Below are 12,887 nucleotides of genomic sequence, written 5' to 3'. Positions count from 1 at the left end.
TTCTTTTCCCGCAGGATTTCCGAGATGCCCTCGCATCAAGACGCGTTGCGGCTCGAGAACATCGTCAAGACATACGGGGCCACGCGAGCCCTTGGAGGAGCATCCTTCAGCGTCCGATGCGGCGAGGTGCATGCGCTCCTGGGCGAGAACGGCGCCGGGAAATCGACAGCCGTGAAGCTCCTGTCCGGGCTCGTGCGTCCGAGCACCGGAATCATCGAGGTGTTCGGACAGAAGGTCGAGATGACACGGCCTGCCGACGCCCATCGTCTCGGCGTGCAGACCGCGTTCCAGGAGATCAGCCTGGTTCCCGACCTGACCATCGCGGAGAACATGCTGCTCCCCTACGCACCCCGGACCGCGCTGGGCGTGTTGCGCCGTCGCCGGGGCGAGGAAGAGGTGGAGGCTCATCTCCGGCGGATCGGCCTCGCGGAAATCGATATCCGCGCGGAGGCCCACACGTTCGATCTGTCGCAACGACAGAAAATCGAAATCGCGCGCGCGGTGTTCAGGAAGCCCCGCATTCTGCTTCTCGACGAGCCGACCTCAGCCCTGTCGGGCGACGACATCGATTGGCTCGGCGACATCATCGGCCAATTGAAGCGCGACGGGGTCACGACGATCTTCATCTCCCATCGTATGGCCGAGGTGAGACGGTTCTGCGACCGGCTGACGATATTGCGCAACGGCCGCGACACCGGGACTTCGGACGTAGCATCGGTCAGCGACGACGACGTCATCAAGCTCATCATCGGCCGCTCCCTGGACGCCACGTTCCCGCAGCGGCCGGAGCCATCCAGCCGTCCATCCGACGCCGTGCCGGTCCTCAGCGGCCGTAACCTGTGCACCGACGGCAAGCTGCTGAAAGTCGATTTCGATCTATGGCCCGGCGAGATCCTCGGCGTCGCGGCCCTGCAGGGCATGGGCCAGCAGGAACTCTTCCACGCCTGCTTCGGGCTTGCCCGGCTGACCGACGGCACGCTGGCGGTGGATGGCCGACTCGTCACGCTGGCCTCGCCATCGGACGCGATTCGGGCGAACATCGGCATCTCGTTGGTGCCGGAGGAACGCAAGACCGAGGGCCTGTTCCTCAGACAGGACGGCCGCTTCAACGTGTCCCTTCCGGTTCTGGATCGCTTCTCGCGGTTCGGTCTGGTGGACCGCGGGGCCGAGAGCCGCGCCGTCGCTCGGGTGCTGGATCAGGTCGAAGTCCATCCCCGCGCCGCCTTTACCGAGGCTGGGGCCTTTAGCGGTGGAAACCAGCAGAAGATTGCCATCGCGAAGTGGCTGATCACGGGTGGACGCGTGCTGCTGATGTTCGACCCTACGCGCGGAATCGACGTCGGCACGAAGCACCAGCTGTACGTGATGATGCGCGACTTCGCGTCCGCTGGCGGCTCGGTTCTCTTCTACTCCACGGAGATTATGGAACTCGCCAATCTCTGCGACCGCGTCATGGTGATGTACGGCGGCTCAGTCGTGGACGAACTGCGCGGCGAGGCCATCGAAGAGGAACGCATCATGCGAAGCGCTCTCGGCGGCGGATCCGTAGGTCACGTGCAGGGAGGTCGCGCGTGACAACCATGGCCTATGCCCCGGCCCGGCGGCGATCGCGTTCGGGGCCGTTCCTCGTCCGGCACCGCGGCGCGCTCGTTGCCCTCACGGTCTTCCTCGTTCTTCTCGCTGTCGTCCTCGGACTGTCCGGCTTCAGCTACTTCCAGTTTGGCTTCATCGCGTCCGGCGGCGCGTCACTTGCACTGGCGGCGATTGGCCAGACCTTCGTAATCCTGTCAGGCGGCTTCGATTTGTCCGCCGGTGCCGTCATCTCCCTCGTGAACGTGGTGCTCGGATCCGGGATGGGGTCCGGCGCGGGGTCGCAGATCGCGTTTGGTCTGCTCGCGATCGTTATCGGCGCGGCCGTGGGGGCCTTCAACGGCTTCTTCGTCGCTTTCGTGCGCATGCAGCCCATCGTCGTCACGCTGTCGACGATGTTCATCGTCCAGGGCACGACCCTGCTGATCTCGGACAAGCCGGGCGGCACGATCGCGCCAGGCTTCGTCGGCTTCTTTACTGGCGACGCCATCCCAAGCGTCTTACCCGCCCCCGTTCTGGTCATCGCCGCCGCCGCGGCGGTCTGGCTGGCGGTCAAGGCGACGCGTTTCGGGGTGGGTCTCTACGCGGTCGGCAGCGACACGGACGCGGCGTTCGCGTCGGGCGTGCGCGTCACGTGGGTGACGTTCCGGGCATACGTCCTGGCAGGCGCCTTCTACGGTTTGTCGGGCGCTTTCGTTTCGGCGCAGACGGGATCGTCTGATCCCCTCGTCGGCGGCTCGATGCTGCTGCAGATTTTCGCCGCGGTCGCCCTCGGCGGCACCGTGTTCGGCGGCGGGCGCGGCGGCGCGATCGGCTCGATCATCGGCGCCTACACCCTGATGATCGCGGTCAACATACTGCTGGCACTCAACGTGCCCGCATTCTACAGCTCTGTGGCCGAGGGTGTCCTGCTTATCCTCGCCGTGCTCGGCGGCTCGACGGGTCGCCGGGCGCCGCTCGCTCAATATCTCCGGCTCGGCGCGCTGCGTCTAAAGGCCCGGCGTGAGAACTCCCTCGCCTCTGCCCATCGCGTATCGTTCGCGTCTCCGGTGCTTCCGCCACGCGCCCCCGCCGAGGCCACGGCGGACCGACAGGCCCCCGGCTGGCTCACCCGCAACCGCGCGAACCTCAGATACACCTTGCCCGCCTATGCGGGCCTGGCCGTGGTCCTTGTCGTGACGCAGGTGCTGAAAGGCCATGCCCTGACCGACCCGGCCTTCGTCAACTCACTGCTGGTCCTGGCGTCCTTCCTGACGGTCCTGGCGCTCGGGCAGGGTGCCGTTATCCTCACGGGTGGTCTCGATCTCTCGCTGCCCTGGATGATCTCCCTTGTTGGCATCGTCGTGGCGGGGTTCGTGAGTGGATCGGACCCGGCTGCGCTTTGGGCCCTGCCCCTCGGCCTGCTGCTCGGAGCCGCGTTGGGTGCGGTGAACGGCCTTGGCATCGTCCTGCTCGGCCTTCCCCCCATCGTCATGACCCTCGCCATGAACGGCATCCTGCAGGGTGCCGCACTGGTCTACAGCGGGGGCACGCCCTCCGGTTTCGCCTCTCCCGGAATGCGTCGGGTGATGACGGGCCATCTCCTCGGTGCGACACCGGTGGTTTGGGGCTTAATCGGCTTCGTCCTCGCCGCATCCCTGCTGCTGGGCGGGACCATCTTCGGTCGCCGGGTCTACGCCGTCGGCAACAGCCCCCTTGCCGCCCGCTTCAGTGGGGTAGGCGTGGGCGGCACGCTGATCGGCGTCTACGCCCTCTCCGGCTTCTGCTCCGCCCTCGTCGGGATAATGCTCGCTTCCTTCAACGGCCAGGCAAGCCTGGGCATGGGCGACGAATATCTCCTGCCGTCGATCGCAGCCGTCGTGGTGGGCGGCAGCCTGATCACCGGCGGCCGCGGCCGCTATCCCGGCATGTTCGGCGGCGTGCTTCTCCTGACCGCGCTGTCGACGCTGCTGGCCGGGACAATGCTGCCGCACGCCGTCCGCGACATCATCTTCGGGCTCGTGGTGCTCGGCGCCGTGCTCGTGCTCCGCGACTGACCCCGGCATGGACGGCGATGCGCCACCCGACAAAAGGAAGATATCGATGCGGACGGTCATCGTAGGTGCGGGCCTCATTGGCAGAGCCTGGGCGATCTCCTTCGCGCGTGCCGGTCACACCGTGCGCATGTGGGATACGGATGTATCGGCTGCCGGGGCGGCGCTCGGGTTTATCAGCGAAGTCCTGCCCGAACTGGCCGAACATGATCTGCTGTCAGGCCAGGAACCGAAAGCGGTTCTCGATCGCATCCGCATCGTCGGCGATCTAGAACCGGCGTTGGCCGACGCCGACCACATCCAGGAGAACACGCCGGAACGCGTTGAGGTGAAGCGGGAGGTCTACGCGCGTCTGGATGCGTCCGCGTCACCGGGGGCAATCATCGCGAGTTCGACATCCGCCCTGCTTCCTTCGCAGTTCACGCGCGAGATCCCGGGGCGGCATCGCTGTCTGGTGTGTCATCCGATCAATCCGCCCTACCTCATCCCAGCCGTCGAGATCTGCCCCTCGCCGTGGACGAGCCCAGAGGTGGTGACACGAGCTGCCGACTTCATGCGGAGCTGCGGCCAGGCGCCCCTCGTCATGAAGCAGGAACTCGACGGCTTCATCATGAACCGTCTGCAGGGAGCGTTGCTGGAAGAGGCCTTCCGTCTCGTGGCGGATGGCGTCGCAAGCCCGGAAGACGTCGACGTTGGTCTGCGCGACGGCCTTGCGCTTCGGTGGTCCTTCATGGGGCCGTTCGAGACCATCGACCTGAACGCGCCCGCGGGTGTGCGCGACTACGCCGAGCGCTACCAGGGCATCTACGAAAGGATCCACCCCTCCACGCAGCGGCGGGTGGACTGGGTCGGTCCGGTCATGGATGTGATCGAGGCCGACCGGAACAGCCGTCTGCCTCGCCAGGATTTGGCGGAAAGGCAGCGCTGGCGCGACCTCAGGCTGATGGAGCTTGTCGCGCACAAGAAGCTCAGTGAGGTTCTCGCGAACGAGAACCTCACAGAAGTTAGCGCGGATAAGAACCTGACCGAGGTTCTTGCGGACAAGACCCACGTCGAAGCGGGCAAATAGGAGAAGAGTGAGAATGGCCAAGCCCAATAAAGTCATCATCAACTGCGCCATTACAGGGGCGATCCACACACCGTCGATGTCGCCGTACCTCCCTGTCACACCTGAGCAGATCACCGAGGCCGCCGTGGGTGCCGCGGAAGCTGGTGCCGCGATCGTGCACCTCCACGCGCGCCATCCGGAAACAGGCGCCCCAGATCAGACCCCGGAAGCGTTCGCCAAATTTCTGCCGCACATCAAGCAGCGCACGAACGCCGTCATCAACCTCACGACCGGCGGCGCGCCCACCATGACGATCGAGGAGCGCGTCCGCCCGGCGGCGACCTTCAAGCCCGAGCTCGCGTCGCTCAATCTGGGGTCGATGAATTTCGGCCTGTTCGGCATGCTCGGCCGCTTCGGCGACAAGCTGAAGCACGATTGGGAACGCACCTACCTGTCCAACAAGGACATCGTGTTCCGCAACACGTTCGGGCAGATCCAGCATATCCTTGAGACCTGCTCTGGCAACGGCACTCGGTTCGAATTCGAGTGCTACGACACGGCCCACCTCTACAACCTCAAGCATTTCCTGGACCAGGGCCTCGTGAATGGCCCGCTTTTCATCCAGACCGTGTTCGGCTTGCAGGGCGGCATCGGTGCCCATCCCGAGGACGTCATGCACATGCGGCGAACGGCGGACCGGCTGTTCGGCGACCAATACCGTTGGTCAGTGCTCGGAGCGGGCCGGAACCAGATGCCGATCGCCGCCATGGCGGCCGCCATGGGCGGGGGCGTGCGTGTCGGCCTTGAGGACAGCATCTGGATCGGGCCCGGCCAGCTTGCGACCAGCAATGCCGAGCAGGTGAAGCGGGTCCGTCAGATCGTGGAAGGACTTGGCCTTGAGGTGGCCACCCCTGACGAGGCGCGCGACATGCTCGGCCTCAAGGGCGCGAATCAGGTCGGCTTCTAACAGCTGTCGCTTTGCCTGCTGACAAGATCAATGTCGCCGCCACAAAGAAAAAGAGGATGTCCATGCGTATCGAGATCCTGGCCGACGTGAAGACCACGCTCGGCGAAGGCCCCTTGTGGGACATCGAGGAGCAGCGGCTGTACTGGATCGACAGCTTCGACGGCCGCGTCTTCCGCTGCACCGCCGACGGGCGGGAGATCCGGGCCTGGGACGTGTCGCAGAAAATCGGCTCCATGGCGCTCCGGCGCAACGGAGGCGCCATCGTGTCGCTCCAGCGCGGCTTCCACACGCTCGACTTCAACACCGGCGAAGTCACCCTCATCCACGATCCAGAGCCCGGCCTAGCGGCCAACCGCCTCAACGACGGTAAGGTGGACCGCCAGGGGCGCTTCGTCGCGGGATCGATGGACACGATGGAGGAAGGTCCGAACGGCGCCCTCTACCGCCTCGACCCCGATATGACCGTCCACCGGCTCGACGACGGGATCATCTGCTCCAACGGGCCGTGCTGGAGCCCGGACGGGCGGACCTTCTACTTCACGGACACCTGGAGCGGCGAGATCTGGGCCTACGACTACGACACCGCGACCGGAGGCGTGTCGAACAGGCGGACCTTCGCGACGGTGGATACGTCCGGTGGCGGAGCAGCCGATGGCGCGACGGTGGATGCCGACGGGTTCGTGTGGAGCGCGCTGGTCTATGACGGCAAGCTCGTCCGCTACGCGACGGACGGCACGGTCGACCGCGTGATCGAGATGCCGGTCAAGAAGGTCACGAGCGTCATGTTCGGCGGCCCGGATCTGGATGTCCTGTACGTGACCACGATGGCCAAGCCGCCGCTGCCCCGCTTTCCGGACGATGGGCCGCTACGCGGCAGCGTGTTCGCCATCCGAGACCTCGGTGTGCGGGGCCTTCCAGAAATGCGTTTCGCGGGCTGATTTTCCGGCGCGACCGGGATCGGATGGGCGTGTCGGCTTCTCGTTCAAGTGCGAGACGGACCCTCTCATCCCGGCCCCGCCACACCACAACCCATCGCTGGAGCATCCCTCCTCATGTCCCGCAGAAAGATCCATCCCAGTACCGCGTCGGCGCTCGACGGCGTCCTCTTCGACGGCATGACGGTCATGTGCGGCGGCTTCGGCTTGTCCGGCAATCCGGAAACCCTGATCGAGGCGCTGGGCGTCACCGGGGTGAAGGACCTCACGGTGATCTCGAACAATTGCGGGGCTGACGGCCTCGGCTTGTGGACGCTCCTCAATAACGGGCAGATCCGGAAGATGGTCTCGTCCTATGTCGGCGAAAACAAGCTCTTCGCCGACCTCTTCCTTTCCGGACGCCTGGAGCTCGAGCTGAATCCGCAGGGCACCTTGGCCGAACGCATCCGTGCCGGGGGCGCGGGCATCCCCGCCTTCTACACCAGGACGGGGGTGGGCACGGTCGTCGCCGATGGCAAGCCGATGGAAGAGTTCGACGGTGAAACCTACGTGCGGGAACGCTGGCTGCGGGCAGACCTCGCGATCGTCAAGGCCTGGAAGGGCGATGCGGAAGGCAACCTGATCTACCGGAAGACGGCGCGGAACTTCAATCCGGAGATGGCCACCGCCGCGGCGGTCACCATCGCTGAGGTGGAGGAGCTCGTGCCGTCCGGCACGCTCGATCCCGACCAGATCCACACGCCCGGGATCTACGTGAACCGCATCATCCAGGGCCACGCCTACAGAAAACATATCGAGCAGCGGACGGTGCGGGCGAGACCGTCGCGGGCGGCGGACGTGCCGGGCCCGGCCATTGCGACGGGGGAGACTTTCTGATGGCCTGGACCCGCGACGAGATGGCCGCCCGGGCCGCGCGAGAACTTCATGATGGTGACTACGTCAATCTTGGTATTGGTATCCCGACACGGGTGGCGAATTTTTTGCCGCCGGACGTCTCCGTCACGCTGCAAAGCGAGAACGGCATGTTGGGCATCGGGCCCTTCCCCTATGAGGATGAGGTGGACCCGGACCTCATCAATGCAGGAAAGCAGACGGTGACCACGCTGCCGACCTCCTCGTTTTTCTCGTCGGGGGAATCATTCGCGATGATCCGGGGCGGCCACATCGACGTCGCGATCCTCGGCGCGATGCAGGTGGGCGAGCGCGGTGATCTCGCTAACTGGACCATTCCGGGAAAGATGATCAAAGGCATGGGGGGCGCCATGGATCTGGTGGCCGGGGTCAAGCGCGTCGTGGTCGTCATGGAACATGCCGATAAATCCGGCGCCCCCAAGTTCCTGCGACGCTGCACCCTTCCCCTTACCGGCACTGGCGTGGTCGACGTCGTCATCACCGATCTCGCAGTCTTCACGATCGACAAGAAGCACGGCGGCGCGGAACTCGTCGAACTGGCACCAGGCGTCGGACTCGAGGAGATCCGCTCCAAAACGGAAGCGGCCTACGTTGAGGCGCTCGCAAGCTGATGGGCATCCTCAAACGGACGCCGATACCCGACTGCGTCGTCAGGCTCTTGAAAACCAGATGTGTCGCAACGCACTTCGTGTCGCTTTCGGCGCGGCTTGCGTATCCACAGGAAGCGCAGGCATGACAGCAACACGCATCGTAATCGCGTCAGGGGCCCGTACCGCCGTGGGCGCGTTCAACGGCGCCTTCGCAGAGGTGCCCGCGCACCGGCTGGGCGCGAGGGTGATCGAGGCCGCGCTGCTGCGCGCCGGTGTCGGCGCCGACGAGGTCGACGAGGTGATCCTCGGCCAGGTCCTGACCGCGGGACAGGGCCAGAACCCCGCACGCCAGGCGGCGATGGCGGCCGATATACCGCAGGAGCGAACGGCGTGGGGCGTCAACCAGCTCTGCGGCTCCGGGCTGCGCGCGGTGGCGCTCGGCATGCAGCAGATCGCGACAGGGGATTCGCGTATCGTGGTTTCCGGTGGTCAGGAGAACATGAGCCTGGCGCCGCACGCGGCCCATCTCCGCAGCGGGCGCCGGATGGGGAACGCCGTCTTCGCCGACACGATGGTCGTCGACGGGCTTTGGGACGCGTTTAACGACTATCACATGGGCAACACGGCCGAGAACCTCGCCAAGCAATGGCGGATCAGCCGCGAGGAGCAAGACGCGTTCGCGCAGCGGTCGCAGAGCCGGGCGGAGGCCGCGCGCGATGCCGGGTGGTTCCGAGACGAGATCGTGCCGGTGGCGGTGCCGGGACGGAAAGGCGAGATCATCGTCAAGGACGACGAACAGATCCGTCCCGGAACCACCATCGAGAGCCTCGGCCGCTTGAAGCCCGCCTTCGACAAGACCGGCACGGTAACAGCCGGAAATGCGTCCGGCATCAACGATGGCGCCGCTGCCCTCGTCCTCATGACGGAGGAGGACGCGTCGCGTCGCGGCATCACGCCGCTAGCTCGCATTGTTTCCTGGGCCACCGCCGGTGTGGATCCCGCGATCATGGGCACCGGGCCCATTCCCGCTTCCCGCCGCGCGCTGCAGCGTGCCGGATGGCGTGTGGAGGATCTTGATCTCGTGGAAGCGAACGAAGCCTTTGCGGCGCAGGCTTGCGTGGTCGACCGCGAGATGGGTTGGGACCCCGCGATCGTGAACGTCAGCGGCGGGGCGATTGCCTTGGGCCATCCGATCGGCGCTTCCGGCGCGCGCGTACTCGTCACCCTCCTGCACGGAATGGCGCGCCGGGACGCCAAGCGCGGGCTGGCGACGCTGTGCATCGGTGGCGGCATGGGTGTGGCGATGACCGTTGAGCGGTAACCGGTGAACGATTGGTTTGGAGGAGCAGGCAAATGAGTATCGTCGATCGTCTTATCCCGCCCCGCGGGCTGCGCGTCCTTGTCTCGGCGGGAGCGTCCGGCATCGGCGCGGCGATTGCCGGTGCATTCGCTGAAGCGGGTGCCAAGGTGCATGTCTGCGACGTCAGCGAGGCAGCGCTCTCGCAGTTCCACGAACAGTATCCGGACAGCGTGACCACGCTTGCTGACGTATCGGATGCGGACCATGTCACCGCCGTGTTCGGCGCGCAGCGCGAGCGTTTCGACGGCCTCGACGTGCTGGTCAACAACGCCGGGATCGCGGGCCCGACCGGGGGTATCGACGCTGTCGGCGAGCAGGAATGGCAGCGCACCATCGACGTCAATCTGACGGCGCAGTATCGCTTCGCCCATCATGCCGTGCCGATGCTGAAGGCGTCGTCCTCGGCCAACATGATATGTCTGTCTTCAGTCGCCGGACGCCTGGGCTACGCTTGGCGCACGCCTTACGCCGCTACCAAATGGGCGATCATCGGCTTGGTGAAGTCCTTGGCGTGCGAGCTTGGTCCGGACGACATCCGGGTAAATGCCCTGCTGCCGGGCATCGTTGAAGGTCCGCGCATGGACGGCGTGATACGGGCTCGCGCGGAGCAACTTGAGCTCGAGGAGCCGGAGATGCGCAAGCGATACATCGAGAAGATCTCTCTCAAGCGCATGGTGACAGCGGAAGATGTGGCCCTCATGGCCCTTTTCCTTTGCTCGTCCGCCGCCCGCAACATCACGGGGCAGGCGATCAGCGTCGACGGCAACGTCGAATACCTGTGAGCCGAACGCGCGCGCCATCACCTAAATCCTGATCCGGCAGCAAGACCGGGCGAATCGAGGAGACGAGACATGTCGATAGCGATGGAAATGTCGGCGGCAGGAGCATGGACATGATCCCGATACCGAGCGTTCCCGGCGGGGCACGCGGACGCACTGAGCTGGACCGGGTGCTGGCCCGTCGTCTGCTGCCGCTCCTCGTAGTGGCCTACATCATCTGCTTCCTCGACCGCACGAACATCGCGATTGCTAAAAGCCACCTCCAGGTCGATCTGGGGATCTCCGCCGCTGTCTACGGGATTGGCGCCGGACTGTTCTTCCTGACCTACGCGCTGTTCGAGGTGCCCAGCAACCTCATCATGCACCGGGTAGGCGCACGGGTCTGGATCACCCGGATCATGATTACCTGGGGCATCGTGTCCGGCTGCATGGCGCTCGTGCAGGGTGAGAAATCCTTCTACGCCCTGCGGATGCTGCTCGGGATCGCGGAGTCCGGCTTCTTTCCCGGCGTGATGCTCTACCTCACCTACTGGTTCCGGCCCGAGCAACGCGCCCGGGCCAGCGGCCTGTTCCTGCTCGGGGTCGCCGCCGCGAACGCGCTCGGCAGCCCGGTCAGCGGCGCCCTGCTCGAACTCGACGGGGTTGCCGGACTGCACGGGTGGCAGTGGCTGTTCATCGTCGAGGCGATCCCGGCGCTCCTCATGGCCAGTCTCGTCTGGCGCCTGCTGCCGGATGGCCCGCGATCAGCACCCTGGCTCTCGCCCCGGGAGGCGGAGCTGGTCGTCGAGGAGACGGGAAAGGGCGGCAGCGAGCATCACCGGCTGGACCTGCGCGCCGTGGTCGCGCCGCAGATCCTGCTCACGATCGTCATCTATTTCTTCCACCAGATCGCGATCTACTGCGTCACCTTCTTCCTGCCCGGGATCATCGGCACCTACGGCAAGATGAGCTCGTTCTCTGTCGGCCTGCTGACCAGCCTCCCGTGGATTTCGGCAGCGCTGGGCACGGTCCTCATGCTGCGCTCGGACGTCGACGTGAAGCGCTCGCGCAGGCTGATGGTGATCGGGCTGCTGGTCATGGCGGGCGGCCTGGGCATGGCTTCCCTACGGGATCCCGTGATCGCGATGGTCGGCTTCTGCATCGCGTCGTCGATGTTCTTCGTGGCTGAGGGCATCCTCTTTACCTACCCCGCCTCATGGCTCAGCGGGTCGTCGCTCGCCGCCGGGATCGCGTTCGTAAACTCGTGCGGCTTGGTCGGCGGGTTCGTCGGCCCGAGCCTGATGGGGCTGATCGAGCAGCACACCGGACGCGCAGCGAACGGCCTGCTGGCCGTCGCGGCGGTGCTGGTCCTTGCCGCCATCCTGTCGCTTTGGCTGCGGCAGAAGGGAGAGGTCGAAGAGGTCGCGGCCGTGCCAAGACCTGCGTCGTCATGACCTAGAGCTATCGAGATCGACTGGTCGGCGATACCGTCCGCCGCCCCAAACGCCGCATGAAGACTGCGACCTTGGACCGATGCAAAAGCGGGTCTCCGCAATGATACCAGTCAGCCACGTCAATCGCCGCCGGAGGGCTGCTTAGAACTTGTAAGACTGGGGTCCGAGCGCTCAGCTCGCGGCCATCGGCGTGCGGATTGTTTCAATAAAATGCGACTGCTACTACAGAGTTGGGCTAGCTAGGAGGACGTCATAATGAACAAAATAACTAGGCTCTTGACCGCTGCGGCGCTTGCGATCCCGCTTGGAGTTGCCGCCAATCAGGGCGCGCGGGCGGACGGTCCGCCCCTGCGTTTCGTAGTCATTCCAAAGGCCGTGCATCCGTGGTTCGACAAGGTCAATAACGGTGCCCACGCCGCAGCCGACATGCTGACCAAGATGACCGGGCGTAAGGTCGAGATCGAGTATCGCGCGCCTCAGGCGGCTGATGTGGTCGAACAGAACAACATCATCGAGCGCTCGATCTCGACGCGCCCGGACGGCATTATCATCGACCTCCTCGATGACAAGGGCAACCGCTCTACGCTGCAAGAAGCACTTCAGCAGAAGATCCCCGTGACTCTCTTCGACAGCGTGAGCCCCGCAGGGATGAACCTGACAAGCATCGGCAACGATTTCTGCCAGCAGGCGACGATTGCGTCCGAGCGCTTGGTGAAGCTGATGGGCGGCAAGGGCGAGGTCGCTATCATGATGGGCGTGCCGACGGCGCCGAACCATGCCATCCGCGCGCGCTGCCACCAGGCGGTGTTCGCAAAAAATCCGGGGATCAAGGTGGTAGCGACCGGCATCGACAATGACAACATCGAGACCGCGCAGAAGCAGGCTTCAGCCATCATGCTTGCGCATCCCAATCTTGGCGGCTGGGTTGCTTGCGACGCGTCGGGGCCTTCGGGTATCGGGCAGGCGATCAAGGAGGCTGGGAAGCAGGGAAAGGTGATCGAGGTCGGCATGGATAACCTCACCGACATGTTGCAGCTCATCAAGGACGGCGTCGCCGACTCCTCATCCTCTACAAAGCCGGAGATGCAGGGCTACTGGGCGGTCATCGCCGCCTGGCAGGCCGCCATGGGGGCCAAGACGCCGCAAACTATCGACACCGGGATCGCGGTCATCACGAAGGAGAACCTCGCCGAGTATCAGACTGCAGCGACCCACTGAAGAAGAGCCCGGGAGCGAGGCA

At 65.2% G+C, this 12,887-nt stretch carries 11 protein-coding genes; all 11 read left to right on the top strand.

Annotation, left to right across the window (positions count from 1 at the left end; all coding sequences use genetic code 11):
* The first annotated feature begins 24 nt into the window (after positions 1 to 24).
* The 11 genes from FE263_RS16985 to FE263_RS16935 all read left to right on the top strand — a co-directional run bounded on the left by FE263_RS16985 (position 25) and on the right by FE263_RS16935 (position 12,865).
* On the top strand, positions 25 to 1,575 hold the full coding sequence (locus FE263_RS16985; RefSeq protein WP_138327204.1) for a sugar ABC transporter ATP-binding protein: 1,551 nt from the start codon (positions 25 to 27) through the stop codon (positions 1,573 to 1,575).
* Between the two features lie 5 nt (positions 1,576 to 1,580).
* Positions 1,581 to 3,626 (top strand): ABC transporter permease subunit, encoded by a 2,046-nt coding sequence (locus FE263_RS16980; protein ID WP_138327256.1) that lies wholly within the window; start codon positions 1,581 to 1,583, stop codon positions 3,624 to 3,626.
* Between the two features lie 7 nt (positions 3,627 to 3,633).
* A complete protein-coding gene (locus FE263_RS16975) occupies positions 3,634 to 4,692 on the top strand; it encodes a 3-hydroxyacyl-CoA dehydrogenase (RefSeq protein ID WP_240759820.1) in 1,059 nt (352 codons plus the stop codon).
* A gap of 13 nt (positions 4,693 to 4,705) precedes the next feature.
* On the top strand, positions 4,706 to 5,638 hold the full coding sequence (locus FE263_RS16970; RefSeq protein ID WP_138327203.1) for a BKACE family enzyme: 933 nt from the start codon (positions 4,706 to 4,708) through the stop codon (positions 5,636 to 5,638).
* A gap of 62 nt (positions 5,639 to 5,700) precedes the next feature.
* Positions 5,701 to 6,576, top strand: a complete 876-nt coding sequence (locus FE263_RS16965) for an SMP-30/gluconolactonase/LRE family protein (RefSeq protein ID WP_138327202.1) — start codon at positions 5,701 to 5,703, stop codon at positions 6,574 to 6,576.
* Between the two features lie 114 nt (positions 6,577 to 6,690).
* Positions 6,691 to 7,449, top strand: a complete 759-nt coding sequence (locus FE263_RS16960) for a CoA transferase subunit A (protein WP_138327201.1) — start codon at positions 6,691 to 6,693, stop codon at positions 7,447 to 7,449.
* Positions 7,449 to 8,096 carry a 3-oxoacid CoA-transferase subunit B gene (locus FE263_RS16955; protein ID WP_138327200.1) on the top strand — a complete coding sequence of 216 codons (648 nt, stop codon included), beginning with the start codon at positions 7,449 to 7,451 and terminating at the stop codon, positions 8,094 to 8,096. The genes FE263_RS16960 and FE263_RS16955 overlap by 1 nt, the downstream gene beginning before the upstream one ends.
* Before the next feature lie 121 nt (positions 8,097 to 8,217).
* Positions 8,218 to 9,396, top strand: coding sequence for an acetyl-CoA C-acetyltransferase (locus FE263_RS16950; RefSeq protein WP_138327199.1), 1,179 nt, complete (start codon positions 8,218 to 8,220; stop codon positions 9,394 to 9,396).
* Positions 9,397 to 9,428: 32 nt separating this feature from the next.
* On the top strand, positions 9,429 to 10,217 hold the full coding sequence (locus FE263_RS16945; protein ID WP_138327198.1) for an SDR family oxidoreductase: 789 nt from the start codon (positions 9,429 to 9,431) through the stop codon (positions 10,215 to 10,217).
* A 110-nt stretch (positions 10,218 to 10,327) separates the two neighbouring features.
* Complete coding sequence (locus FE263_RS16940; RefSeq protein ID WP_138327197.1) at positions 10,328 to 11,647, top strand: MFS transporter; 1,320 nt, start codon at positions 10,328 to 10,330, stop codon at positions 11,645 to 11,647.
* Between the two features lie 255 nt (positions 11,648 to 11,902).
* Complete coding sequence (locus tag FE263_RS16935; RefSeq protein ID WP_138327196.1) at positions 11,903 to 12,865, top strand: substrate-binding domain-containing protein; 963 nt, start codon at positions 11,903 to 11,905, stop codon at positions 12,863 to 12,865.
* Positions 12,866 to 12,887: the final 22 nt, after the last annotated feature.

The organism is Lichenicoccus roseus (genome assembly GCF_005844085.1).
Classification (GTDB): Bacteria; Pseudomonadota; Alphaproteobacteria; order Acetobacterales; family Acetobacteraceae; genus Lichenicoccus; species Lichenicoccus roseus.
This window is presented reverse-complemented; position numbering and strand designations above follow the sequence as displayed.

Coding starts and splice junctions, on each gene's coding strand:
- FE263_RS16945 (WP_138327198.1), top strand. CDS start 9,429: ATGAGTATCGTCGATCGTCTTATCCCGCCCCGCGGGCTGCGCGTCCTT.
- FE263_RS16970 (WP_138327203.1), top strand. CDS start 4,706: ATGGCCAAGCCCAATAAAGTCATCATCAACTGCGCCATTACAGGGGCG.
- FE263_RS16935 (WP_138327196.1), top strand. CDS start 11,903: ATGAACAAAATAACTAGGCTCTTGACCGCTGCGGCGCTTGCGATCCCG.
- FE263_RS16985 (WP_138327204.1), top strand. CDS start 25: ATGCCCTCGCATCAAGACGCGTTGCGGCTCGAGAACATCGTCAAGACA.
- FE263_RS16950 (WP_138327199.1), top strand. CDS start 8,218: ATGACAGCAACACGCATCGTAATCGCGTCAGGGGCCCGTACCGCCGTG.
- FE263_RS16955 (WP_138327200.1), top strand. CDS start 7,449: ATGGCCTGGACCCGCGACGAGATGGCCGCCCGGGCCGCGCGAGAACTT.
- FE263_RS16940 (WP_138327197.1), top strand. CDS start 10,328: ATGATCCCGATACCGAGCGTTCCCGGCGGGGCACGCGGACGCACTGAG.
- FE263_RS16975 (WP_240759820.1), top strand. CDS start 3,634: ATGGACGGCGATGCGCCACCCGACAAAAGGAAGATATCGATGCGGACG.
- FE263_RS16965 (WP_138327202.1), top strand. CDS start 5,701: ATGCGTATCGAGATCCTGGCCGACGTGAAGACCACGCTCGGCGAAGGC.
- FE263_RS16980 (WP_138327256.1), top strand. CDS start 1,581: ATGGCCTATGCCCCGGCCCGGCGGCGATCGCGTTCGGGGCCGTTCCTC.
- FE263_RS16960 (WP_138327201.1), top strand. CDS start 6,691: ATGTCCCGCAGAAAGATCCATCCCAGTACCGCGTCGGCGCTCGACGGC.